This is a genomic window from Thioclava sediminum (genome assembly GCF_002020355.1).
In the GTDB taxonomy this organism is placed as follows: Bacteria; Pseudomonadota; Alphaproteobacteria; order Rhodobacterales; family Rhodobacteraceae; genus Thioclava; species Thioclava sediminum.
Genome location: NZ_MPZV01000001.1, coordinates 257,148 through 281,869, shown reverse-complemented (window position 1 = coordinate 281,869; position 24,722 = coordinate 257,148). Strand labels below are relative to the sequence as shown.

The 24,722-nt window shown below is 68.3% G+C and carries 21 protein-coding genes; 8 read left to right on the top strand and 13 right to left on the bottom strand.

Annotation, left to right across the window (positions count from 1 at the left end):
• Window positions 1–23 precede the first annotated feature (23 nt).
• Both BMI91_RS01160 and BMI91_RS01155 read left to right on the top strand, forming a co-directional pair.
• On the top strand, window positions 24–1,148 hold the full coding sequence (locus BMI91_RS01160; RefSeq protein WP_078603715.1) for a DUF6456 domain-containing protein: 1,125 nt from the start codon (window positions 24–26) through the stop codon (window positions 1,146–1,148).
• Window positions 1,149–1,440: 292 nt separating this feature from the next.
• Window positions 1,441–2,334 (top strand): hydrogen peroxide-inducible genes activator, encoded by an 894-nt coding sequence (locus tag BMI91_RS01155; protein WP_078603714.1) that lies wholly within the window; start codon window positions 1,441–1,443, stop codon window positions 2,332–2,334.
• A 54-nt stretch (window positions 2,335–2,388) separates the two neighbouring features.
• Here BMI91_RS01155 and BMI91_RS01150 read toward each other — a convergent pair whose 3' ends face one another.
• Window positions 2,389–2,937 carry a peroxiredoxin gene (locus BMI91_RS01150; protein WP_078603713.1) on the bottom strand — a complete coding sequence of 183 codons (549 nt, stop codon included), beginning with the start codon at window positions 2,935–2,937 and terminating at the stop codon, window positions 2,389–2,391.
• A 297-nt stretch (window positions 2,938–3,234) separates the two neighbouring features.
• On the opposite strand from BMI91_RS01150, the gene lipA reads away from it, so the two are divergent.
• A complete protein-coding gene (gene lipA / locus BMI91_RS01145; protein ID WP_078603712.1) occupies window positions 3,235–4,185 on the top strand; it encodes a lipoyl synthase in 951 nt (316 codons plus the stop codon).
• A 49-nt stretch (window positions 4,186–4,234) separates the two neighbouring features.
• Here the strand turns inward: lipA and BMI91_RS01140 are convergent, their stop codons facing one another.
• The 11 genes from BMI91_RS01140 to BMI91_RS01095 all read right to left on the bottom strand — a co-directional run bounded on the left by BMI91_RS01140 (window position 4,235) and on the right by BMI91_RS01095 (window position 18,354).
• Window positions 4,235–6,208: an acyltransferase family protein gene (locus BMI91_RS01140; RefSeq protein ID WP_078603711.1), complete on the bottom strand. Its 1,974-nt coding sequence runs from the start codon at window positions 6,206–6,208 to the stop codon at window positions 4,235–4,237.
• Window positions 6,205–8,220, bottom strand: coding sequence for an HAD-IIIC family phosphatase (locus tag BMI91_RS01135; RefSeq protein ID WP_078603710.1), 2,016 nt, complete (start codon window positions 8,218–8,220; stop codon window positions 6,205–6,207). The genes BMI91_RS01140 and BMI91_RS01135 overlap by 4 nt, the downstream gene beginning before the upstream one ends.
• Complete coding sequence (locus tag BMI91_RS01130; protein WP_158522061.1) at window positions 8,217–9,224, bottom strand: glycosyltransferase family 2 protein; 1,008 nt, start codon at window positions 9,222–9,224, stop codon at window positions 8,217–8,219. The genes BMI91_RS01135 and BMI91_RS01130 overlap by 4 nt, the downstream gene beginning before the upstream one ends.
• The gene (locus BMI91_RS19770; RefSeq protein WP_146683978.1) at window positions 9,221–10,111 is read right to left on the bottom strand and encodes a polysaccharide pyruvyl transferase family protein; all 891 of its coding nucleotides are present in this window, start codon (window positions 10,109–10,111) and stop codon (window positions 9,221–9,223) included. The genes BMI91_RS01130 and BMI91_RS19770 overlap by 4 nt, the downstream gene beginning before the upstream one ends.
• A complete protein-coding gene (locus tag BMI91_RS01125) occupies window positions 10,108–11,325 on the bottom strand; it encodes a glycosyltransferase (RefSeq protein ID WP_078603708.1) in 1,218 nt (405 codons plus the stop codon). Before BMI91_RS01125 ends, BMI91_RS19770 begins: the two co-directional genes overlap by 4 nt.
• Window positions 11,306–12,460, bottom strand: coding sequence for a glycosyltransferase family 4 protein (locus BMI91_RS01120; protein WP_078603707.1), 1,155 nt, complete (start codon window positions 12,458–12,460; stop codon window positions 11,306–11,308). Before BMI91_RS01120 ends, BMI91_RS01125 begins: the two co-directional genes overlap by 20 nt.
• Window positions 12,457–13,953: a lipopolysaccharide biosynthesis protein gene (locus BMI91_RS01115; RefSeq protein ID WP_078603706.1), complete on the bottom strand. Its 1,497-nt coding sequence runs from the start codon at window positions 13,951–13,953 to the stop codon at window positions 12,457–12,459. The genes BMI91_RS01120 and BMI91_RS01115 overlap by 4 nt, the downstream gene beginning before the upstream one ends.
• Window positions 13,954–14,018: 65 nt before the next feature.
• A complete protein-coding gene (locus BMI91_RS01110; protein WP_146683976.1) occupies window positions 14,019–14,636 on the bottom strand; it encodes an LbetaH domain-containing protein in 618 nt (205 codons plus the stop codon).
• Window positions 14,629–15,945: an O-antigen ligase family protein gene (locus BMI91_RS01105; protein ID WP_078603704.1), complete on the bottom strand. Its 1,317-nt coding sequence runs from the start codon at window positions 15,943–15,945 to the stop codon at window positions 14,629–14,631. The genes BMI91_RS01110 and BMI91_RS01105 overlap by 8 nt, the downstream gene beginning before the upstream one ends.
• Window positions 15,942–17,123, bottom strand: coding sequence for a glycosyltransferase (locus BMI91_RS01100; protein WP_158522060.1), 1,182 nt, complete (start codon window positions 17,121–17,123; stop codon window positions 15,942–15,944). The genes BMI91_RS01105 and BMI91_RS01100 overlap by 4 nt, the downstream gene beginning before the upstream one ends.
• Window positions 17,113–18,354, bottom strand: coding sequence for a glycosyltransferase family 4 protein (locus BMI91_RS01095; protein ID WP_078603702.1), 1,242 nt, complete (start codon window positions 18,352–18,354; stop codon window positions 17,113–17,115). The genes BMI91_RS01100 and BMI91_RS01095 overlap by 11 nt, the downstream gene beginning before the upstream one ends.
• Before the next feature lie 293 nt (window positions 18,355–18,647).
• Here BMI91_RS01095 and BMI91_RS01090 point away from each other — a divergent pair, with 293 nt between their 5' ends.
• From BMI91_RS01090 to BMI91_RS01070, 5 genes are all read left to right on the top strand, one after another.
• Window positions 18,648–19,319 (top strand): heme oxygenase-like domain-containing protein, encoded by a 672-nt coding sequence (locus BMI91_RS01090; protein ID WP_078603701.1) that lies wholly within the window; start codon window positions 18,648–18,650, stop codon window positions 19,317–19,319.
• The gene (locus BMI91_RS01085) at window positions 19,316–21,889 is read left to right on the top strand and encodes an HWE histidine kinase domain-containing protein (protein WP_078603700.1); all 2,574 of its coding nucleotides are present in this window, start codon (window positions 19,316–19,318) and stop codon (window positions 21,887–21,889) included. Before BMI91_RS01090 ends, BMI91_RS01085 begins: the two co-directional genes overlap by 4 nt.
• 114 nt (window positions 21,890–22,003) lie before the next feature.
• Window positions 22,004–22,258: a hypothetical protein gene (locus BMI91_RS01080; protein ID WP_078603699.1), complete on the top strand. Its 255-nt coding sequence runs from the start codon at window positions 22,004–22,006 to the stop codon at window positions 22,256–22,258.
• Between the two features lie 91 nt (window positions 22,259–22,349).
• Complete coding sequence (locus BMI91_RS01075; protein ID WP_078603698.1) at window positions 22,350–22,997, top strand: DUF3047 domain-containing protein; 648 nt, start codon at window positions 22,350–22,352, stop codon at window positions 22,995–22,997.
• Between the two features lie 96 nt (window positions 22,998–23,093).
• Window positions 23,094–23,855: a DeoR/GlpR family DNA-binding transcription regulator gene (locus tag BMI91_RS01070; protein WP_078539379.1), complete on the top strand. Its 762-nt coding sequence runs from the start codon at window positions 23,094–23,096 to the stop codon at window positions 23,853–23,855.
• Between the two features lie 3 nt (window positions 23,856–23,858).
• Here the strand turns inward: BMI91_RS01070 and BMI91_RS01065 are convergent, their stop codons facing one another.
• On the bottom strand, window positions 23,859–24,620 hold the full coding sequence (locus BMI91_RS01065) for an IclR family transcriptional regulator (protein ID WP_078603697.1): 762 nt from the start codon (window positions 24,618–24,620) through the stop codon (window positions 23,859–23,861).
• Between the last annotated feature and the right edge of the window lie 102 nt (window positions 24,621–24,722).

Sequence of the window (24,722 nt, the reverse complement as noted above, 5' to 3'; positions counted from 1 at the left end):
CGCGGCGCAATCTGGGGGACAATATGACTTCGATCGCACCGGCCCCGGCGGAGCTTCCCGCCTGGCTGCCCGAACATGCCCGACTCTATCTGCGCCATGTCGAAGAAGGCGTTCCGATACGGGCCTTGGCGCGGGCGGAAGGGTGCGCGGCCTCGACCATCCTTCGCCGCGTGCGCCGGATCGAGGCGCGGCGGGACGATCCGCTGGTCGATGAGGCGCTCGAACGTCTCGGCCGCGCGGCCGGGCCGGGCGCCGCCAATTATCCCGAGGCTCCGATGACGACCGTGCTCCAAAAGGACACGCCCATGACCGCTGCTTTCCGCCCCTCCGAGACGCCCGCCGATGAAGACCAGCTGCGCTGCGAGACGCGCCGCATTCTGCGCCGTCTGGCCGAGCCGGGCGCGCTCCTGATCGTGGGGCGCGAGATGGACAAGGCCGTGGTGCTTCGCGGCACGGTGCGCACGGCCGTGCTGGAGCGCGCGGTGGCGCAGGCTTTCGCGCTCAAGGACTGGATCGAGGTCGCCCATGCGGGGCGCGTCACCAGCTACGAGATCACGCAGGCGGGGCGCGCGGCGCTGAAACGCGTGCTGGAGGAAGAGGCCGCGGCACGCGGCGAGACCGCCGCCAATCCCTTCGCCGCGCAACATGGCGAGTTCGTCCACGAGACGCGTGCCGACGCGGACGGGCATCAGCGCCGGGTGCGCGCCAATCTGGCCGAAAGCCCGCTCGCGGTGCTGGCGCGGCGACGTGACAAACAGGGCCGGCCGTTCCTCGGCGCCGATCTCGTCGCCGCAGGGGAGCGCCTGCGCGAGGATTTCGAACTGGCGCAGATGGGCCCCCGTGTGGGCCAGAACTGGGAACGGTTTCTGACCGGTGGTGGCGGGCGCGGGCAGTATCGCCCCGAGCTGGCGATGGGCGGCGGCTCCGACACTGCGCGCGAGCGGGTGGCGCTGGCGCTGCGCGATCTGGGGCCGGGACTGGGCGACATGGCGCTGCGCTGCTGCTGCTTCCTCGAAGGGCTGGAGACGGCGGAGAAGCGGCTCGGCTGGTCGGCGCGCTCGGGCAAGATCGTCCTGCGCATCGCGCTACAACGCCTCAAGCGGCATTACGACGACACCTATGGCGGGGCCAGTCCGATGATTGGGTGAACGGCGGTCCGGGCGTGCTGCAAGAGCTATCCGGACGCTCTCACGCGGCCAAACCCTTAATGCCTAACAGTCCGTTAAAGTTAAGGTGGTACCTTAGCTTTGCTTCGCAAGACGCTGATAAAGCGCAAGAAAGGGTTTGAGATTTCCTCGCGCTCTTTCCTTTTTTCGCTGGTCCGCGTCCTGCCGGGCATGGCGCGCACTCTCAAGAGTTCTCTTCGTGGCATGAGCGACCCATGTGAAAATGATATAATGCAAAGTTGTATATTTTTTCGCCTAACGATAATCGAAGCTTATGAACATCACGCTTCGCCAACTCACCTATCTGCGGGCGCTCGGTCAGGCGCGCTCTTTCTCGCGCGCCGCCGAGATCGTCCATGTCAGCCAGCCCGCGCTCTCGGTGCAAATCCGTGAGCTGGAGGAGCAGGTGGGCCAGCCGCTGGTCGAGCGGCGCCCGCGCGATGTCCGGCTGACGCGGGCCGGGCGGCGCGTGCTGGAGACCGCCGAGCGGGTCGCGGGCGAGTTGCGCGATCTGCAGTCCGAGGCGCGGCGCGGGCTGGGGCAGGTCAATCTTGGCGTGATCCCGACCATCGCGCCCTATCTGCTGCCCGCGTCTCTGGCGGGGCTGCGTGCGCAAGGGGGGCTTCGGCTGCGCGAGGCCACGACCGAGTCGCTGCTGGCCGAGATCGCTGAGGGGCGCCTCGATGCCGCGATCATCGCGACGCCCGCGCCGGAACTGTTCGAGACACCGCTGTTCGAGGATCGCTTCCTGCTGGCCGGGACGCCGGATCAGTTGACCATGGTGCGCGGCCTCAGCCCTCAGGCGATCGACCCGGATCAGCTCTTGCTGCTCGACGAAGGTCATTGCCTCGCCGATCAGGCGCTGGCGCTGTGCGGGTTGACGCGGGCGGCGCAGCGCATCGATCTGGGGGCGTCCTCGCTGACCACGCTTTGCGCGCTGGCCGGGCAGGCGATGGGGCTGACGCTGGTGCCCGAGATCGCGAGCTTGCAGGAAACCCGCGCCTTTCCGACGCTCGCGCTCAGCCGGTTCGACGAGGAGCCGGCACGGACCGTAAGGCTGGTCCGTGCCCGCGAAGTTTCCGATGCCGAGGCGTGGTTCGACCCGCTCGCGCATGTCCTGCAAAAAGCGGGCAAGGGGCTGGTCGCGCAGGCACGCAGGCGCTTCTGATCGCCGTGCGCCCCGATCCGTTGGTAGCCGGCCCGATTACGGGCCGGCATAGGATCACGCCGCCGCTTCGGCCTTGGCGTCGACCAGCCAGTTCATGACGGTCTCGGGCGAGGACACGCCATAGGGATCCGCGCCATGGTTGTCTTCAAGGCCCGGCTCCTCGAACCAAGCCTCGATCACGCCGTCATTGACGACAGCCGCATAGCGCCACGAGCGCAGGCCGAAGCCCAGATTGTCCTTGCGCACCAGCATGCCGACGCGGCGGGTGAACTCGCCCGAACCATCGGGGATCACCTTGACGTTCTCGAGGCCCTGCGCCTTGGCCCACTGGTTCATCACGAAGGCGTCGTTGACCGACAGGCAGTAGATCTCGTCGATTCCCTGCTCGGCGAAATCGTCGAAGCCCTTCTCGAAGCCGGGCAGCTGGTAGGTCGAGCAGGTGGGGGTGAAGGCGCCGGGCAGTGCAAACAGCACCACGCGCTTGCCCGCGAAGTAATCCGAGGTGGTCTTGTCCTCCCAACGGAAGGGGTTCGGCCCCTCGATGCTGTCATCGCGCACGCGGGTGTGGAAGGTCACTTCAGGCAGTTTCGAACCGGAAAGCATGGGGAGGTCTCCTTTATCGGTTGGGGAGGTTGCGTTTTGGAGAGTGTCCTGACTAGCGGATGTCCCTTTCGGTCACAATCGCTGACTTTGCAGTTGCGGCATTCGCTGCGCGAGACCCTTTCGGATGCGAGGAGGTGTTCGGCCTCTTTGAATTCGTTATCCTTGTGGTGATCCTGACCGCCGCTTCCGCGCAGGTCAGCCGCGCACCATGTGCATTGCGGCCTTCGGGCCTGCGCATTTGCATCCGACACGCAATCGGCTTATGTGACGATCAACCGCACTCCGAAAGGATGGATCATGCGCGATCTCAAGATGCCCGGTGAACGCCACCCCGAAAAGGCGCATCGCGCCGACAATGCCCAGCCCAAGAAACCCGATTGGATTCGCGTGAAAGCGCCGGTCTCGGAAGGCTACAAGAAGACGCGCGACATTCTGAAGACCAACAAGCTGGTCACCGTCTGCGAAGAGGCAGGCTGCCCGAATGTCGGCGAATGCTGGAGCCAGGGTCACGCCACCATGATGATCATGGGCGAGATCTGTACCCGTGGCTGTTCCTTCTGCAACGTGGCCACCGGTCGCCCCGATGCGCTCGACGTGTTCGAACCGGGCCGCGTCGCCCATGCGGTCGAGACGCTGGGTCTGAACCACGTGGTGATCACCTCGGTCGACCGCGACGATCTGGACGATGGCGGGGCGGAGCATTTCGCCCAGACGATCCGCGCGATCCGTCACCGCTCGCCCGATACCACGATCGAGATTCTGACGCCGGACTTCCTGAAATGCGAGCCCGCCGCGCTGGAGAAGGTCGTCGAGGCGCGCCCCGATGTCTTCAACCACAATCTCGAAACCGTGCCGGGCCTCTATCCCGGCGTGCGCCCCGGCGCGCGCTACTTCCACTCGCTGCGCCTGCTGCAGCGTGTGAAAGAGCTGGACCCGTCGATGTTCACCAAATCGGGCATCATGGTGGGTCTGGGTGAAGAGGCTCCGCAGGTCCGTCAGGTGATGGATGACATGCGCTCGGCCGATGTCGATTTCCTGACCATCGGGCAATATCTGCAGCCGACGCCGAAGCACCATGCGGTGATGCGTTTCGTGACGCCGGACGAGTTCCGCGATTACGAGAAATCGGCTTACGGCAAGGGCTTCCTGATGGTTTCGGCGACGCCGCTGACCCGCTCAAGCTATCACGCGGGCGACGACTTCGCCCGGCTGCGCGAGAACCGGCTGAAGAAGCTCGGCCTGAGCTGAGCGCGCCCCAAGCGATCTGAATGAACCCGGCCCCGCATGGCCGGGTTTTTCATTTCTCCAGCCGCGTGAGTTTTTCGTCCAGGCCGAACAGCGCCCGAAACCCCAGCGCGTCGCGTGCGCCCAAAGCGCGTGCGCCCTGGATGCTCAGATGACCCGCATCGCGGTAAAGCGGTGTGCCGGCTTCCTCCAGCGGGCAGGTATCATCCGGGCAAAGGACGCCGATCAGGTCGAGCACCCGCACCCCCGCGATCGCCCCCAGCCCATCGAGCGCCGCGAAAGCCTGCGCGCGATAGGCCCGCACCTCCGTCTGCCGCATCTCGCAACGCGCGCGGGGGCCAAAGCTGAGAAGCCCGCTCTCCGCCCGCTCGCGACAGGCGAAGAAATTGGTGCCGACGGACGGGGGCGGGCTGACCACGACGATCTGACGGTCGGGGCGCGCGATGGCCTGCACAGCCGCGTGCAAGGCAGCACGGCCCCGGGCGAAACTCATCGCGACGGGGACGATCCGGCCGTGCTCCATCGCGAGGCCCTGCGGTTCAGAGCCGAGGATCTGTGCGACGGGGCTTGAGATGACAACGCGGGTGATCTCGGCATGGGCTTGCAGATAGGCGACGATCGCAGCGTTCGACCGGATGCAGCCTGCGGCCCAGATGGCATCCTGACCGACCTCCGCCTGTATCTGGGACAGGCCGAGCACCGGCGCGCAGGCGGATTTCGTGGCCTGCGCGACGGGGTCGATCTCGGGCGGCAAACTCGCGGCCAGATGCATCGCGTAGCTGTCGCCCCAGAGGAACGTGGTCGGGCGCGGGCCTGTCGTGCACAGCGCCTCCGGGTCGAACGCCCCGGCGAAGTCGCAGCCCGGCGCGATCCCGGTGTTGGCGGCCCCGAGGGCGCGGTAGTCGCGCGGAGGCGTGCGCAGGCCGGGCAGGGCGAGGGCTATCAGCCACAGCGCCACCGTCCCGCCAAGCGCCAGCCCCGCCGCGCGCGGCCATGAGGGCAGCGGCGCGCGGTGCAGCGGGCGCTCGACCCCGACATGCAGCAGATGGCCGAGCCCCAGCGAAACAGAGATCAGGCTCAGTCGCAGCCAGAGCGGCAAAGGCGCATCCAGCCACGCGTTGCGCGTCAGCGCGAAAAGCGGCCAATGCACGAGGTAGAGCGCATAGGAAATCCCGCCGAGCCAGAGGAGCGGTCGCATCACCCGATGATCGCCATTCATCCAGGCGGGCCGCGCCGCGATCACAAGCGCCGTGGCTCCGACCACGATCACCGCGTCCAGCCCCGGATGTACCGAGCCCCAGCCCGCACCCGGCGCGACAGTGCAGACCACCAGCAAAACAATAAGCGCCAAGGGGCTGAGCAGGCGCAGCCCGCGCCCGGCACGCTTTGCGATCTGCGGCTCGAACAGCATCACCACCGCCCCGGCCATCAACTCCCACGCCCGCGTCGGCAGCAGGAAAAAGCTCGCAACCGGGCTGCGCGGGGCCAAAACGAGGCAGCCGGCGAGGCTGACCGTCAGTGCGCCGATCAGCAGCGTCGGCCAATGCCTGCGCGGCGTAATCAGCATGGCGAGGGGCGTGACGAGGTAGAACTGCTCCTCCAGCGACAGCGACCAGCTATGGAGAAGCGGGTTCAACTGCGCACCAGCGGTGAAGTAATTCACGCTTCGCCAGAGCGCGATATTCGAGGTGAAGCTCAGCGCCGCCCCGAGCGTGTCGAGGAACCGCGCCATCTCGGCCTGCGACAGCAGCCACAGCGCGGCCATGGCGGTTGCGAGATAGACGGCAAAGGCCGCAGGCAGCAGGCGCTTGGCGCGCGACAGGTAGAACGCGCGCAAGGAAAACCGCCCCTCGGCCATTGCGCGCGCGATCATCCCGGTGATCAGGTAGCCCGAGATCACGAAGAAGATGTCGACCCCGAGATAGCCGCCCGCGAGGGGCAGTTCCGCGTGATAGAGCACCACCATCGCCACGGCGAGCGCGCGCAGCACCTGAATGTCGCGCCGATGGGGCAGACCCGCGCTCATTCCGAGACCTGTGCGGGGATCGCGCGCAGGTCGGGTGCGATGTCGAGGCTCAGCCAATCGGGGATCAGATCGGGCCGTGGCTCCTGTGCCTCCCAGATCCCGTCCCGCAGCTTGAAGCCGTTCGCGGCATAGACCTCCCGGCACGGCGCGTTGAGGGGGCTCTCGTTGATCCGTCCGTGCAAGGGACGGCGTCCCGGGCGTGCCGCCAGCGCGGTCTGCAACAGCGCCGTCTCGATCCCGTAGCCGAAGGCCCGGCAACTGAGAACGAACTGGGTGATTTCACTCGCCTCGGCTCCATCCGCGATCACGAGCGCGCTCACGATCCCCATCGACCCGAACCTGTCACGCGCTTCGGCGATCAGAACGCGGCGGGAAGGATGGGATAGCTCCTTGGCCGAGATCGGAACCTGCGTCGTGTTGAACTGATTGGTGCGCGCGATCAACTCACCCACCCGGGGCAGATCGCGCCGTTTGGCGGTGCGGATCGCGACCCGTAGTCCAAGCTGGCGATAGGCGGCACCGGGGTCTTCGGAAGGCGTGGCGACATAGGCCTGCCGCGCCGCCCGCGCCTGATAGAGCGTGGTGCGGTCGGAACCCGCAAACGCGGCGCGCTGAACGGCCCAGTCGTCCAACAGTTGCCACGTCTCCGGCGCGTTCGGGTCAAGCGCCAGCAGCCCCGGACACCCGGCTTCGGCCAGCGCACGCTCATCGGCGCGATCGTCGAGAAAGACGAAGCTCTCGGGCGCGAGGTTCAGCCGCGCCGCGATCTTCGCGATATTGCCCGCCTTCGGCGCCCAGTCGATCTCGCACGCGACGAAATCGGAGGCCCGCAGCGCAGCACCCCGCCAATTGACATTTGCCGGATCGTTCTTCGAGGCCACCGCAAGCAGCACCCCGCGCGCCTTCAATCGCAGCAGCAGGGCCTGACGGTCGTGGTGATGCGTGATCGGACCTTCGCCGATTTCGCCCGCCCAGAGCGTGTTATCGAGATCGCTCACCACGAGCTTACGCCGCGCAAGCAGATGCGCCGCACGGCAGGCGCGCAGATAGGGGCCGGATGCAAGCGATGCGGCCAACGCCGTGGGGTGCAGATCGCCCGCCTCGAAGAGAACGCGCCCCGCCGCCGCTCCCAGACGATGCGCCTCTGCAGCCTCCGGGATGCGCAGAAACGGGCGCGCCGCCCGCTGCGCCAGCGCGTCGAGCCTTGCGTTCAGCCACGCCGCCACGCGGGCCCGCCTCCGCGCGCCGATGTGATCCGTCACCGCACCGCGCCAACCCGAAGCCTGACGCGTGCCCGAGACGTCGTGCAGGTAAATCGGGGCATCGGTCCCAGCGAGGAGGTGGGATAGCGTCGCCTCAACCTCATCCAATGCGGCGCGCAAGCCGGGCAGGTCGCGCGCCATAGGGCGCCAGGCGGCACCGGGCGCGAGCGCGCGGGCATAGCTCTGCGCGAAGCCGAAACCGAAGGGCGCGTAGAATACCAGATCGACCGGGCCAGCCTTATCCAGCGCGCGGCGCAATTCCGCCGCGTCGCGCTGGGCGCAGAGATGCGGCGTGATCGCGAGGCCCTCCGCCGCCGCCGCGATCTGAAGCTGGGTCGCGATGTCCCAGATCAGGCAATCCCCGATGAACAGCACCCGCAGCGCACGACCGGGCGGTCGAGCCAGTGTCTCGGTCAACCGCGCCACGCCTTGGATGAGCGTGGTGCGGGCTGCCCCGGACAGCTCCGGGCTGAGCCTGTCGTGCCAGAGAGCGGCGAGCGTCGCGTCGCAGGCCGCCCCTGTCTCGGACAGCCGTGCGGCGCCATAGGTCAGCTTCAGCCACCCCGCCAGAGCCGCGAAACCCTGCGCGGCCTCTCCCTGCGCGAGGTGATGCGCGAGCAAGGCACAGCCCGTGCGCGCCTGCTGCAGTGCCGCAGGGCCCGGCGCCTTCGCCAGCACCTGCAATTCCCCGGCAAGGGCGTCGACTTGCGCACGGATCGCGCGGGACAGCTCCTGCTTACCCCCGTTCATCGCACGGCCCTCCGGGGTTTCAGTCGCAGCCACGCTCTCAGCAGCGAGGGCGCAAGCGCGATCACCAGCGCCTTCACCCAAAGCGCTTTCGGCGCGACCTGCCAATCCACCTGCGCCAGCCGCGCGAGTGCCAAGTCCCGATGGCCCGCATTGGCCTGCCAGATCACCGCATGCAGGCAGGAATAGGCGTGAAACCGCGCCGCGCTCCGCCGTCGTGGCAAAGCGATACGTCCGCGCGCGATCCAGTCCGCGAAGGTCTGGTGCCAATGCGGCACCTCGCCTTGATGCGCGCGCCAGCCGCTCGCGCCGTCTTCGATGTGGTAGCGTGCGACGGGGGCGGGGAGATAGGCAAACCGCGTCTCGCAGCCCAGCCGAAACCACGTGTCGCTGTCCTCGCCGACCGTGACGCCTTCGGGAAATCCGCCCGCGCGGATAAGCGCGCCCCGGCGGATCATCACCGAGGAGGCGGTAACCTCTGGCCCGCCCCGAACCAGATGCGCGAAGTAATCGCTCAGGAAAAGCACCGGGGCCTCGGCCAGCTCCAGCGCGGACAGACTATCCTGCCCCGCTTGGCACACCTCGCCGAAGATCACCTCCGCCCCCGGGACCGTCCGCCTTGCGCTCTCGAAGGTGGCCAGCGCGCCCGGCAGATAGGTGTCATCGGCATCGAGAAAGGCGATCCAGTCGCGCCGCGCCGCCCGCATCCCGGCATTGCGCGCGGCACTCACGCCGCGATTGTCCTGCCGGATCAGCCGAATGATAAGCGGCGAACGCGCGGCGATCCGCTCCACGAGTGCGGCGCCCTCGTCGTTGGAACCGTCGTCGATCACCACCACCTCGGCAGGCGCAGGCCGCTGCGCCTCGATCGAGGCGAGCGTCCGCGCGATGAAGGGCGCCTTGTCATGCAGTGGGATCACCACGCTCAGATCGGCGCAGCGGTCGGGCCCGGCGCTGGGCGTACAGAGGCGGGGCGTGCGGTCCATCCTTGGCGAAAGCGCGGTCATGCGAGGGCGACCTCCTCGGCGAATTCGGTGAAGGCGCGGGCCAGCCCGGCGATCACGCCGTCGATGGCGTCTTGCGGGGCGCAGCTCGCGAGAGCGCACAGATCGGCGAGGCTTTCCGAGCCTGTAAGCGCCGCGGGCTCCCAGCCGCGCCGGGCCACCGCGCTGGCGTAATCGTCGAATTTGAACCGCCCGCCGATCAGCCCCGGCGCGGCAAGCCAGATCGCGGGCAGGCCAAGCGCATCCGCCGCGATGAGCCCGTGCAGCGAGGCCGAGGCGATACGTTCGCATGTGGCGATCTGCGCGATCACCTGCGCAGGCGGCGCGGCGGGCGAGATCAGCCGGATTGCCGCCCCGTGCCGTGCTTTCAGTGCCGCGAATTCCGGCGCGTCGAGATGGGCGTGATGGGCCACCAGCCCGAAGGCGTGGGTCGGCGCGGGCAGGGTGGGCCGTTTCTCGGTCCCTCCAACGAGAAGACGTGTTGCGTAAAGTCCGGGATCGCCGAGGGTCACGCTATGGCCCAGCCCCTCGACCCGGTCCCGGCTCAGCGCGCCGCGCAGCCCCACGATCCGCGCCCCGGTGAAGCGCCGTGTGCTACGCGCATCGATGAACCCGGAGCCGAGGATCGTGCCGCGATATTGCTCGCTCAGGTGTTCGAGCACCGATCCGGTCGCGGTCAGCTGCGCGCGGTCGGGATAGGCATGGACCGGAGTGAAACCGTGATGGCGCAGGATCGCGGGCGTCAGCAGATCGCCGAAATTCAGCGTCTCGCGAAACCAATAGGCGCTGAGCCCGTTGCCCCGCGCCAGCGCAAGACCCTGTTGGGGCAGCCGCTCGGCGAGGTGATAGCTCATCAGCCGGTCGAACCGGTGGCGCAGCATGCGGCTCATTCGCCCGCCCTCCCGAAGAGGTTTGCGATACGCTCGGGGTCTTGCGGCGCAGCACCTTGGCCGCTCCGTGCAGCCTCCGCACGCAGGGCCGCGACCTGCCGATAAAGTGCCGCCATCTGCGCCCCGACCTGCGGCCAGAGATAGGTTCGGGCCACAAGCGCCCGCCCGCGCGCGCCCATCGCCGCCCGCTCAGGTCCGGTGGTCGCACCAAGCGCCGCAATCGCGCCGCCCAAGCCCGCCAGATCGGGCGCGACCCACCAGCCGCAGCCCGATGCGCTCAGTTCACCCCAAGGGCTTCCGGTCGTCGCGATCACGGGACGCGCGGCGGCCAGCGCTTCGGCCACCACAGTGCCGAAATTCTCGGTATGGCTCGGCAGGATCAGCGCATCCGCCGCCGCGATTTCCGCCTGTTTCGCAGCACCCCAGACCGGCCCTGCGAGCGTGATGCGTTCCGCTGCACCCCGCTCGGCGGCGCGCGCGCAAAGCGCCGGGGTCAGGCCGTCCTCGTCGGGGCCTGCGATCCGCAGCTCCCAATTGCGCGGCGCGCAGGCGGCGAAGGCGCGGATCAATGTGTCGAGGTTCTTCACCCGGTGCAGCCGCCCGAGAAACAGGAGGCGTTTGCGCCCGTTCGGGCTGCGCGTCCGGGTTGGCGCACCCTCCGGTGGCAAGGCGATCCCCAGCGGAACCTGCGCGATCCGCGCGACCGGGCAATGCTGCGCGACCGCGTCCGCCTCGGCTTGCGAGGTGACGTGCAAAAGCTCCGCCCGCGCCAGATCGCGACGCTGATACAGGTGCCACGCGAGGTCTTTCTTGCGCCGCTTATGCGCTCGCGCCCATGGCAGCAGCATCCCGTGCGGGCTGACGATCCGGCCCAGCCCCAGATCGATCGCAAGGCGCAGTCCCGCATGGTTCAGCGGATCCCACAGCCCGTGGCTATGCACCACCATCCGCGCGCCGGCCCTCACTTGCGCGCGTATCCCGGCCATCGCCCGCGCCAGCTGCGCGACGTTCGGACCTCGCGTGGGCGCGACGCGCAGGCAGTGCTCAGCGATATCCGCGTCCGGGTCGAAGGCACGGGTCAGAAAGCGGCTCGCGATGCCCTGCGCCGCAAGCGCCTCCGCCAGAGCGGGCGCATTGGCTGCGATCCCTCCGGCGCTGCGGCGCAGGTCCGGCACGACGTGCAGAACCGTGATTTCAGGCGGGGGAGAGGTCATGGGAGAACTCCGGTTGGGGCATCGGGTCGGTAGAGAGATGGTCCATAGCCGCGGTCGCGAGGGCGGCGGTGAACCGGGCAGGGGCGAAGCGCGTGACGTCGGCCTGCAGGGCGGCGCTGAGCCGGGATTGCAGGTCCGCGTCGCGCGACAGGGCCAGCAGGCAGCGCGCGGCCTCTGCCTCGCCCGAGAAGCGGCAGTCCGGGGCGGAGACGATCTCGTCCTGCCCGGTTCCGCGCGGCACCAGAGGGATCATCCCGCTGGCGGCCATCTCGGCGGTGGCGATGCCGAAGGCCTCCACCTCGCAGCAATTGAGCCCGTAGCGCAGCGATCCCAGAAGCGCGGCTTTCGCGGCACCGCTCTGCGGGGGCAGCCGTTCGATCCAATTCTGCCCTGCGATCAGTGCGCGAATCCGGGCAATGTAATCGGGCGGCCCGTCGGGCCCGGCGATCACGAGCCTGCCGCGAAACCCTTGGGCACGGGCGCGCGCGACGATGGCGATGACCCGCTCGATCCGTTTTTCCGGTGCGATCCGCCCGAAGACGAGCACATCCTCCCGCCGCGCCGCCCAGTCGCGGATCGGGCCGGAGGCGGCGGCCAGCGCCACCGGCGGGGCGATAACGCGGACCCGGCCGGGGCAAAGCGGGGCACTCGCCGCAGCCAGCCAGCGCGAATTGGCGATCACGGTGTCATCGGGGCGCGGGCGCAGGGCGGGGCCGTCGATCACGCGGCGCAGGATCTTCGCGCGCGGGCCCATTTGCCCTGCGAGCGCGGGATGCCAATCGCGGGCAGAGAGCAGATGCAGCGCGGGCGCATTCCAGCGGCGGACGCCAGACAACGAGACCCGAAGATCGTAGTCCCGCCCGAGCGCCGCCAGCGCCCGGTTGAACCGCGCGGCCTCAAGCGTGCCGATGCGGCTTCGCGCGGGCAGCGTGAGAACCCGCAGATCGCCGGGAGAGAGGTCGGTGCCCGCCAGCGCGTTGAGCGCCTCGCAGTCGAAGCCGCCGCGGGTGACGAGGGTCAGATCGAACCGCTCGCGCAGCGCCACGAGCGTCCAGGCGGCCACAGCCTCCGCTCCGCCGCGCCCCCAGATCCCATGGGCGAGCACGGCGCGCGGTTTTTGGGGGGGCGCGCTCATGCCGGTCCCTCCGCCGGGCGGCGTCGCAGGAGTGCGGTCAGCCGCGCACGTTCTCGCGCGCTCAGCCCCAGCCGCCAGCTTGCCCCGAGCCAGAGCGCCGCGCAGAGCCCGAGGCTCAGCGCCAGCCGTGGCGCGCCCTCGGGCAGCGTTCCCTGCACCAGCGCCGCGCCAAGCGCCACGGGCAGCGTGCTCGCCACCACCGGTATCAACGTCTCGCGCGCCCAGCGTGTGGCGGTGCCGGGGGAAAGGCGGGTCAGAAGCATAATCCGTAGCGCGGCGATCGCGGTGGTGGCGGCAAGCGCCACCCAAAGCGCCGCGCCGATCTCGCCACTGGCCCGACCTGCGAGGAAGGCGGCGGGTAGGCTCATCACCGCCAGCGCCGCGCCCCAGCCCTGCATCCATGCGATGCGACCGCGCGCGAGAAAGGCCAGCCCCAAGCCCGCGCTCAGCTGATCGAGCGCGAGTGCCGCCAGCATCAGCCGCACCACCAGCGCCATCTCGGGGTTGCTGCGGCCCAGCCAGAGCGACAGCAGCGCCGGGGCGTTCAACGCCATCGGGATCGCCGCCCCGAACGCGATCAGCGCAGCGATCCGGCTGGCGACCAGCGCGCCGGTGACGCTGCCGTCAGAGCCTTGTGCCGCATGATCGGCATAGATGCGCGGGGCCAGAACCTGACGCGTGGCGTCAGAGAATTGGCGCAAAGCGGCGGGGAGTTGGTTGCCCAGCCCATAGGCCGCGCTCGCGACCGGACCGCCCAGCGCGGCCATCAGAAGAACCATGCCCTGCGCCCGCGCACTCGCCGCCAGCCCGCCGAGAACTGACCACGACAGGAGCGCGGCCTGACCGCGCGCAGGGCGGATGTTCAGGATCCAGTGCAGATGCAGCCGCGTCTCGGGCAGGGATTTGCGCACCTGCCACGCCCCCGCAAGGGTTACGCTCAGGCTCAGCCCGGCGGATAGCGCCGCGAAAGCGGCAAGCGGCGGGGTCGGCTGCCCGATCAGAAGATACGCCACCGGGATCAGCGCGACAGCCCGCGCCAGATCGAGCGCGGCGAACAGCCCGAACCGTTCGTGCGCCTGCAAGGCGATCTCGTACGGGGCGAGCGCGATCGCGACGACGCTCGCCGCCAGAACGCAGAAGAAGGCGATCTGGGCCTGATCCGCCAGCGCGGGGGGCAGCTCGAACAGCCCCGCCAGCGCGGGTGGGCCGAGAAACGCACCGATCCCCGCCACGCCGAGCGCGACCCGGAGATGCAGCCCGATCAGCGCATTGAAGAGGCGCGGGCGCTGAGCCAGCGGCGCAAGGGAGAGCGCCCGCAGCGTCGTGCTTTGCAGGGCGCCGGTCACAATGCTCGCGATCAGAGCCAGGGCAAGAGCTGCGAGATAGGCGCCCATCGCTTCGATCCCCAAAGCGGTGAGCGCAAAGCGGGTGCTCAGAAACCGCGCGACCAGCCCGCCTGCGATCTGTCCCCATGCGATAGCCCCATTGCGCATCGCACGCGACGGAGGTGTTTGTGGTGAGGAGGAGGGCAAAGGCCGGGGGGACAATACGGAGACGCTCATCGGACACCTCCTTCCGACGATACGCCATCCGATGCCGCGCGCGGGCCGCGCCCGTCTCCGGCGCTGACATCGCCCAAAACGACGACACGCGGCGGCACGATGGCGCCGGGGCGCAGGACGCGATGCGCCGTGACCCATGCGCTGTCGCCGATCTCGATGGGCCGCGCGAAGAAGCGGAAATCGCCGCGCGCCCAGTCATGGCTGCCGGTGACGATGCGCACCCCTTGGCTAATGCAGACATGTGCGCCGATCCGCACGGGGCCGGGATTGTCGATCCAGACGCGCTCGCCTAGCCAGACATGCGCGCCGATCTCCAGAAGCCACGGGTATTTTATCGTGACGCGTGGCTTGCAGACGAGGCCGGGGCCGACTTTCGCCCCGAACCCGCGAAGGATTGCCGCTTTCGCCCGTGAGGGGATGAGGGCGAAGAGCGACGATTGGAAGAAAAGCGCGTTGACCAGATACCACGCCGCGCGCCAGCCGAAGCGGCGATTACCCGCGATTACCGGGCGGGGAAAGCGGGACAGGTCCTGCGTGGCGATCGGCCGGAAGGGACCTTGCCGGGGGGAGGGGCCCGGTTGCGGCGGGACAGGGACGGGCATGGCGTCACGCATTTGAGCGCACCGCAGCTTGGGGGAAGCGTACCCGGACGGCTTCGATCGCGCCTGCCACGCTCGGGCTGAGCCGAGCGGGCTTGAGCCGGGTGCGAATGCGCTTGGCCAGTGCGGTCGTCATCCCCAGCGCGGTCCAGAAGGCGGGGGTGGCGGCGCCTCCGGGCGAGAGCAGCCATGCCTCGAACTGCGCATGGGTGAAGAGCGCCGCGAGGTAGCCCAGCAACAGCGCCATCAGCACCCGGTCGCTGCGGCGGCGCGCATGTCGGGCCGCGAGAACCGCGCCGCGCGTGATCAGGAGCAGCATTCCGGTGAATAGGACCGCCCCCGCAAGCCCGACCTCTTCGATCAGCGCCAGCGCCGAATTGGTCTTCTCGCGCCCATAGTGCGACGCGCTCGCCGACAGCGCGTAGTCGTCGAACCCATACGAGACGCCGAAGCCCAGCCCGAAGATGCCGCCCGCGCGGGCCCCTTCGAGCGTCGCGGCCCATGTCTCTGCGCGCGAGGCGATCAGGGTCTCGGTCTGTGCGGACGCCTTGAAGAGATAGCGCTGCGTCAGCGCCTCCGCCCGGTTCGGGAAATAAAGCCACAGAAGCGACAGCACGGCTCCGAGCGTTGCCGCCGCCGTCGCCAACCGCTTGAAGCCACGCCCCAGAAGAAAGGCCACGATCAGCACCGTTAGCGACAGCAGGCTCGCCCGCGACAGGCTCATCAGCACCAGCACCGTCAGGATCAGCGCCACAGCCCGCCAGAACAGCCGTCTCTGCCGTCCGATCCGGCGCTGCGCGAGCCGCCACAGCGGCAGTGGCGCGACGGTGAGGATCATCAGGGCGAGGAAGTTGGAATTGGCGCTCAGCCCCCGATAGAGCGAGATATCCGCGTTCATCTCGACCGTGCCGAAGCCCGAGCGCAGCCCGCCGATCCCGGCGAACAGCACCAGCGCCAGCAGCGGCCAGAGGATCGCGAAGAGATCGCGCCGCCGCGTTTGCTGTGCCCAGGCCGCGCCTGCCGAGGCGAAGGCCAGCGCGGTCAACGCGTAGGTCGCGGCTTTCGGCCCGCTCAGATGCGGCACGCTCGACCACAGCGCAGACAGCGCGGCCAAGCCCAGCAGCGCCAGCCGGAAATACATCCCGTCGCCCGGTATCTTGCGCCACAACCGCCCATTGAGGAGAAGCGCGAGGACCAGAATTCCGATCGCCGCCCAACGCGCGCCGGGTCCGAAGAGCATGTTGACATAGATGACGCTCGGCGCGGCGGTGGCGGCGATGCCGAGGCCCAGCAACAGGCCGCGTTTGCGGATCGCGAGCCTCATGCGCGTTTCGCCTTGCGGTTGGGCGCGGGCGCGGCGGTGGCTTCGCGCGTGGTTTCGGGCGCGTCGTGCGTCACCCGCTCGGCCAGCGTGTAGAGCTGGCTCGCCCAACCCGCGCTCGACCAGCCCGCGATGGCCGCAGGCGTATCGGCCCGCATCCGGGCCCGCAGATAGGGATCGGCGCAGACGCGGGCCAGCGCGGCATGCAATGCGCCGGCGTCGCCCGGCGGCACGATCAGCCCGGCCTCGCGCCCGCCCAGCAGGTCGGGAACCGCGCCGCAGGCCCCGCTTGCCACGACACCGCAGCCGGCGGCGAGCGCCTCGCCGATCACCAGCCCGAAAGGTTCGGCGCGGCTTGGCAGGACAAGGCAATCCGCGGCGGCGAGGTGATCGCGCAGCGCCGCCCCTTCGAGCCGCCCGCGCCACAGGATACGGGGATCGCGTGCCGCCGCCTTCGCCAGTGTCTCGCCAAGCGGCCCGTCGCCCGCCACGATCAAACGCGCCTGAGCGGCGTTGAGCTGCGCGAAAGCGTCCAGCAGCAGGTCCAGCCCTTTCTCGGGGGCGAGCCGCCCGAGGAACATCAACACGGGCGCATCGGCCGCGATCCCGAGCCGCGCGCGCATCTTCTGCCGCCCGTCAGGGCCGAGGGTGCGAACGTGGCGCGCGATGGCGGCGGTGTCCGAACTCATCCGTCCGGGGACGATCTTCTCGGGCGGCACGCCTTGGTCGCGAAGATAGTCGGCAGCACGCTGGCCTGCCGGGCAGAAACCGTCGATCATCTCGAGGATCCGACGCTTGAGCACCGCGCGAACCGCGCGTGCAGGGCTGATCCACGTGTCGCTCAGCGCGATGATCCGCGCGCCCGAGAGCTTGCCGAGGACGATCGCAGCCAGCACGGGGACATGCGCCCAACCGGCGACGAAAATGACTTTGGGTCGCGTGCTGCGGATCTCGCGCCAGAGCGAGACGAGGGCAGACAGGCGCCTCGCAGGCAGGACGGTTTCGGGCGGGGCGTCTGCCCAGTTCTGCGTCGCCGCCGCCGAGACATAGCGAACGGTGAGATCGGTAGGCCAGCGCGCGGCCAGCGCGGCGGTCATTGCGACCATGTAGGGCGCGGGCTCGATCAGCACTGCGAGTGCGGGGCCGGGACGGGCTTCGGGGCGGGCAGGCTTAACCGACAAGGCGAGCCTCCTGCGGGTAAGGAGCGGTGCGGGCGCAGGCGACGTGCAGCACTTCGGACAATGCGCGCGCATGGGCGTCCCAACTGGCATGATCGCGGGCGAACCGGGTGCCAGACCGCGCGATCTCGCGCCAAGCGTTGCGCGGTCCGGTCAGCAGTGGGCGCAACGCCTCGACCAGCGCCCCGACCGAGCGCGGCGCGACCAGATAACCGGTCTCGCCGTTGCGCATGAATTGCGCCGGGCCTTGGCCCTCGACCCCGATGCAAAGCGCGCCAGCGGCCATCGCCTCGAGATAGACGATCCCGAAAGCCTCCCGCCATGACGGCAATACGAAAATGTCGCTTTTTCCGAGCGTTGCGAGCACATCTTCATGTGGTTTCTGACCGGCGAGGGTGATCCTATCCCCGAGCCCCTGCCGCGCGATCTGGGCGGCGAGATTGGCACGCTCCGGCCCGTCGCCGATGATCGTCAGATGCCATGGCGCATCCCCCCCGCGGGCAAGCCGTCCGAGCGCCGCGATCAGCAGGTTCAAGCCTTTGGCGGGATGCAGATTGGCGACGCTCACCAGCCGCAGGGGAGCCTCGTCCGGTTGCTGCGGGGCCGGGCGGTCAGGCGTCGGATCGACCCCGTTCCACACCACCTCGATATGATCTGCGCGCCCGGACAGATCGATCGCGAAACGGCGCAGCGGCTCGCCCACGACGATAAGCCGGTCGAGCCCGCCCAGGGCGTCGCGAAACCGCTCGGCCTGCCCGTTGGTCCAGAGATACCGCCAATTGCTGTTCTCGCCATGCAGCACGCCCACCACAGGCAAGCCCATCCGCGCGGCCAGCGCCTGCGCGGCGGGGGCGAGCGTCTCGGTCTGCACCACGATCACATCGGGGCGGCGCGCGGCGATCATCTCGCCCGCCAGTGCCGTGAGCGCCCGATCGAGCGTGCGATTGGTCAGCTTGCGCATCAGCCCGCCGGGCAGCGTCGGGTAGCGCGCGAGGCGGATCTCCTCGATCTCGGGGAAGCGCGCCGCCTCGATCTCGCCGCGATGCTCGGGCGATGCGAGTCGCGCTGTGCCCGCAGGCGTAAGCCCGCGCAACACGCCGACCCGTACGCGGTGACCCTGCCGCGCGAGCGCCCGCGCGCTGTCGGCGACGAAGCGGCTCGGCCAGCCGTCGGGGCGGTTCGGAAACCACGGGGTCAGCATCAGGATGTCGAGCGATGCGCCGCTGATGATCACAATCCCACTCCTTCACTCGGTTCGCGAGGTCGGGAGGCGACGGGGCGCGCGTTTGGTTGACCTCGCGTTAACCGTCGCGCAAGCGAGGTTAATTTGAGGTTAATGGTTGAAAGCATGGCCTGCGGGGGCGGCCAGAGGGCGCATCGGCGAGCGGCCCGCGTGGCCCTGCGCGCTGTGATTTCTCGCGCGCGCGAACCGCGCAGCTGCAAATCTGGTTCCCGCAAAGAAACCTTTGCCGAGGTCCGGCGTTGAAGATATTCCAGCTTCTACGACACGCCGCAGACGGGTTTGTAATGACCAAGATTCACAGGCCCGCGCCTTCGCATGCGGTGTCCTTCCGACAAATCCTGAGACACGAGACCGCCGCCGCGCATGAGGCGGGGGAGGCGCAATTCTCCCAGTTCTTCGCGGCCCCGGCGCAGAAGCTGGGTTGGTTCCTCGCAGCGCAGGCCGCAGGGCTTGGCGTGTTGGCGCGCCATGCGGCCCCCGGCGCGATCTGCGCGGGATTGCTGAGCGATTTTCTCGACCGGCTCGACCGGGATCTGGCGCGGCTGGGCCGTCCGGTGCATCCAATCCCCGACCCGGGGCCAGGCCTGCTCGACCCGCTGGCGGTCGACTATCTCGTGCTTGGCTCGCGGCTCGGGACGCAGGTGATCGACCGTAAGGTCTTCGCCGAGACCCCGGCCGAGGCCAAACCGCTTTATTTTCAGGCCCCCGCCGCTGGGGCGCTGTGGAAACGGCATTGCGCGACGCTCGACGCGCTGAGCCCCGCAGACCCGCGCGCAGCCCGTGTCGTCGCCGATGCGATACGGGGCTTCCATCTTTTCGCGCAGGCTGTGAAGGCGCAGGGTGCGGGCACGCCGCCCGACGCTCTCGCACCAGCGCTTGCCTCCAATTCCATTGACCATCCGCGGCCCGGCAGGATCGCGACAGACACCGATTTGACGCCCAAGGAGCCGACGTGACGTCCGATACCAGCCCCGCCCCCAGCCAGCGCCCCGTCGATCTGACCGATTGCGACCGCGAGCCGATCCACCAACTGGGCCGGGTCCAGAGCTACGGCGCGCTTCTGGCGCTCTCGAGCGACTGGATCGTGCAGCACGCCTCGAGCAATCTCGAGGAGATCCTCGGCATGGCCTGTGAGGAGGCGCTTGGCCGCCCGCTGGCCGACCTGATCGTCTCGGACGGGTTCGATCGGATCCGCGCGAGCCTGCGCACGGCAGAGGGCGGCGAGACGGCGGTGCGGCTGTTCGGTGTGGTACTGAAAGCGAATGGGAAGAGTTTCGACGTCTCGCTGCATGCCTCGGGGCCGTATCTGGTCGTCGAATTCGAGCCGAAGCTGGGCACGCGCGGACGCGATGTGATGACCGATGTCTACCCGCAGATCGCGCGCCTGCGTCGCGACCGGGGGCTGGAGCGGCTTGCGCGCGATGCGGCGATGGGGCTGCAGGCGCTCTCGGGCTTCGACAGCGTGATGATCTACCAGTTCCAGCCCGATCAATCGGGCAAGGTCATCGCCGAGACCCGCAAGGACCAGCAGCGCCTCTATGACGGGCTGCGCTTCCCGGCCAGCGATATCCCGGTTCAGGCGCGGGCCCTGTATAAACGCGCGCTGCTGCGGCTGATCGCGGATGTGGACGATCCCGGTGCGCCGGTGCTGCCGGGGGTCGATCTGAACGGGCAGCCGCTCGATATGTCTCTGGCGGTGACGCGGGCGGTCTCGCCGATCCATATCGAATACCTGCGCAACATGGGCGTCGGTGCCTCGATGTCGGTCTCGATCATGCGCGATGGCGAGCTGTGGGGGCTGTTCGCCTGCCACCATAATCAACCGCGCTACATCGACTACGAATTGCGCACCGCGATCGAGATGTACGCCCATATGTTTTCCTATGAACTCAGCAAGTTCGAGGATGGGGAGCGCAAGAAGGCGCAATCCGATACGGCCAGCCTGCAACGCACGCTGATGGGGCATATGGCCGATGGCAAGGCGCTGTCGGAAAGCCTGATGGCGGTCTCCGACGAGATCCGGCTGGTGATCCCGCATGACGGGCTCGTCCTTTATGAGAACGAGGAATTCAGCGCGACCGGGACGACGCCGACCAAAGAGGAATTCGCCGGGATCGCGCGGATGTTGGACCGGTCGATCGGGTCCTCGACCTTCGCGACCGATCAACTGGGGCGCGCCCACGAACCGGCCCGCGATTTTCCGGAACGGGCCGCAGGGCTGCTCGCCATTCCGATCTCGAAACGGCCGCGCGACTATCTCGTGCTGTTCCGCCGCCAGATCGCGGACACGGTCGAATGGGCGGGCGATCCCACGAAACCCGCGCAGCTTGGCCCGAACGGCGTGCGGCTCACCCCACGCAAGAGCTTCGAGGTCTGGCGCGAGACGGTCACCGGGCGCTCGGCCCCCTGGACGAACCAGCAATGCCACGCAGCGGAGCTTCTGCGCACGGTGCTGCTGGAGATCTTCCTCAAGATCACCGACGCGACCTCGGCCGAGCGCAAGCGCGCGCAGGAGCATCAGGAACTGCTGATCTCGGAGCTGAACCACCGGGTGCGCAATATCCTGAACCTGATGCGCGGACTGCTGGCGCAGTCGCGCAGCTCGGCGCGCTCGCTCGAAGAGTTCACCGACAATCTCGACGGGCGCATTCAGGCGCTGGCGCGGGCGCATGACCAGCTGACGGCGGAGCATTGGGAGCCTGCCTCCCTGCATGGGCTGATCTCGTGCGAATTCGCGGCCTATGCCGACCGCAAGGCCGAGCGTGTGATTATCACCGGACCCGATGCGCTGATTTCGCCGCAGGCCTATACGACGCTCGCGCTCGTGCTGCACGAGATGGCGACGAATTCGATCAAATATGGCGGGCTGTGCGATAGCGGCGGGCGTGTTGAGATCGCGCTCTCCACCGATCACAGCGGCGGTCTGCTGATCGACTGGAAAGAGCGTGGCGGTCCGCCGGTCACCCCGCCGAAACGGCGCGGCTTCGGGTCGATCATCATCGAGAACTCGATCCCGCACGAGCTGCGCGGCGATGCCGAGATTTCCTACAAGATGACCGGGGTGGAGGCGCAGTTCCGCATCCCGCCGACCACCATCGCGGAGCTGATCGATCAGCCCGGCACGGAGGGCGACGTTGGGGCGTCGCCCGCCGCGCAGACCGGCGCTGCATTCCGCCTGTCGGGGCAGGGGCTGGTGCTGGAAGACACGCTCATCATCGCGATGGATGCCGCCGGTGTGCTGGAGGATCTGGGCGCGCGCGACGTCAAGATCACCTCCTCGGTGGAAGGCGCGCTGACATGGCTGGACGGCGCGCGACCCGATTTCGCCGTGCTCGACGTCAATCTCGGGGACGAGCAATCCGTGCCGGTCGCCGAGCGGTTGCACAAGATGGGCGTGCCCTTCGTGCTGGCCACGGGCTACGGGTCTGCGCCTGACCTGCTGGCAATCTACCCGCCCTGCACGGTCGTCCAGAAACCCTTCTCCTCCGACTCGCTCAGAGAGGCTTTGCAAAACGCAATTGCGTGACCCTACGCACAGAACTTCGATCATATCTGACGGTCCAATAACGATTTGACGTATCTGACATGTAAGTTTCCGTGATAATTCTGACCCTGCGGGACTGGGCAAACGGGGGTCGCTATGAATGTGAGTGCCAACACGGTCGGCGGCAGCCGGGCCGATTTCACCGAAGACGAAATCGCGAAGCTCCGCGCGGCGCTGCACACGCTCGGGAATGTCGCCAGTGTCTGCGCCTCCAGCGCCCGCCTCCTGCCGCGATTTTGCGAGGATCAGGCGGCACTCGGGATCTGCGATGGGCTGAACGAGAATGCCGACATCGTCCGCGCCACGATGGAGGATCTGAAAGCGGTGCTGCGCCTCGACAGCCTTCAGTGACGGTCGTGAGACTATGCGCGCGACTCGGGGCAAGTGATCCGGCGCGGCGGTCCTTTGCGTAGCTCTGTCACCCAAGCAAGAGGAGAGTGTCATGCGCCGCCTGTCGATCGCCTTTCTCGCATCAAGCCTTTGCGCTGCGCTCATGCCGAGCCTCGCCCCGGCCTCGATCTTCGGCGGCTGGACCGAGCAGCGGTTTTCGCTGTTCTCCTCCAACGACTGGCAGCAATCGGCCAATGGTGTCGCGATGCGCTCGGACGGCTCGGTGTCGCTGATCTGGCGGGCGCTGCCACAGTCCGAGTGGGGGACGCGCAAGGCCGCGTGGCAATGGTCGGTCAGCCAGAGCGTCCCGCCGACGCCGCTCGACCGAAAAGGCGGGGATGATCGCGATCTGTCGCTCTATTTCGTCTTCATGCCCGAGGCCGTCGCCCGCGCCAATGAAGGGGCCAGCATCCGCAAGCTTCTGGCGGTGAAGGAGGCGCGCGTGCTGATGTATGTCTGGGGCGGCAAGCACGGGCGTGGGGCGCTGCTGCCTTCGCCCTATCTGGGCGCGCGCGGCAAGACGGTGGTGTTGCGCCCGGCGGGTACCGGCACGCATTCCGAGAGCGTCGATCTGGCGCGCGACTACCAACGCGCTTTTGGAGCGCAGCCGACGCAGCTTGTGGGGCTGGCGCTGTCAGGCGACAGCGACGACACCGACAGCGCGATCCGCGCCCGGATCGAGGGGCTGAGCCTGAACTGACCGCGCCACACCGTCCCCGGTGATTTCACACAAAAACACTGCCAAGACATGACTTTGTCGGTAACCTGTGTCAGCAAGGCCCAAAAGGGGGGCAGGATGGCGCTCAATTTCCGACAGTCCGAAATTCTCGAAATCGCGCGCGACGAGGGCCGTGTTGTGGTCGAAGCCTTGGCCGAACGCTTCAATGTCTCGGTCCAGACGATCCGGCGCGATCTGACAGAGCTCTCCGAAGCGGGCCATCTGGAGCGCGTGCATGGCGGGGCGGTGATCCGCACCGGCGTGGTGAATTTCGCCTATGAAGAACGCCGCCGGATGAACGAGGCGGCGAAGGCGGCGATCGGGCGGGCCTGTGCGCAGGCGATCCCCGACAATAGCTCCATCGTGCTGACGCTGGGCACCACGACCGAGGCGGTGGCGCGCGAGCTTCTGCATCACCGCAACATCACCGTGGTCACGAATAACATCAACGTCGCCAATATCCTGCTGGCCAATGAGAGCTGCGATATCCTCGTGGCGGGCGGCAACCTGCGCCGCTCGGATGGCGGGCTGGTGGGCGATCTCACGGCGGATTTCATGGGCGAGTTCAAAGCCGATTTCGCGGTGATCGGGACCTCCGCGCTCGATGCGGACGGGGACATGCTCGATTACGATCTGGCCGAGGTGCGCGTCAGCCGCCGGATCTTGCGGCAGGCGCGGCAGAGCTTTCTGGTGACCGACGCGTCGAAGCTGGAACGCTCCGCGCCAGTGCGGCTTGCCTCGCTCTCCGATATCGACCGGGTTTTCATCGACAAGCCCTTGCCCGACGCGCTCATGGCGCTCTGCGCGCAATGGGACACCGAGATCACCGTGGCGGGGTGAGCCTTAGCGCAGCACGCGCCGCAGCCCGGTCTGCACCCGCGTGAGTTCCGGCAGATAGGTTTCGATCAGGCTCTCCGCCGGATCGACGCTCGCGGCCATCCCGGTGTTGAGCGCGGCCACGACCCGCCCATGCATGTCGTAAAGCGGCACCGCGATGGAGCGCAGCCCGATCTCCACCTCCTGATCGATCACCGCATAGCCGTCGCGGCGCACCTGATCGATGCGCGCAACGATCTCGCCCGGATCGGTCAGGCTGTAGGCCGTGCGCGGCGTCAGGTCCGAGGCCTCCACTGCCGTGCGGGCTTCCTCCGGGGGCAGGGCGGCCAGCAGCACCCGTCCCATCGAGGTGCAATGCGCTGGCAGCCGCGACCCCGGCATCAACCCGATCGACATCACCCGCCGCTGCGCCGCCCGCGCGAGATAGACGATTTCAGTCCCATCGAGGATCGAGACCGAGCAGCTTTGCCCGATCCGATCCGTCAGCTGATCGAGCCACGGCTGCACGATCTGCGGCAGCGGCAGCGAGGCCAGCGCCCCCATCCCGAGCCGAAGAACCTTCGGCGTCAGCGTGAAGAACTTGCCGTCGTATTCCGCGTAGCCCTCCGCGTTCAGCGTCAGCAGGCAGCGCCGCGCGGTGGCCCTGTCGAAGCCCGTCGCCTGCGCCACCTCGGCAATCGAGAGCCGCGGCGTCTCGGCCCCGAAACATTCGATGACGCGCAGGCCTTTCGCGAAAGAGGCGATGAAATCGGTCGATTTGTTCAACATGCGAACAGGTTTTCTCGCGATGCGAACAAATGTCAAGATGCGCACGAAATCCGTGGAAAGCCGTCCCACGCAGGTCTAAATCCGAGGCCTCAGGAGGACCGC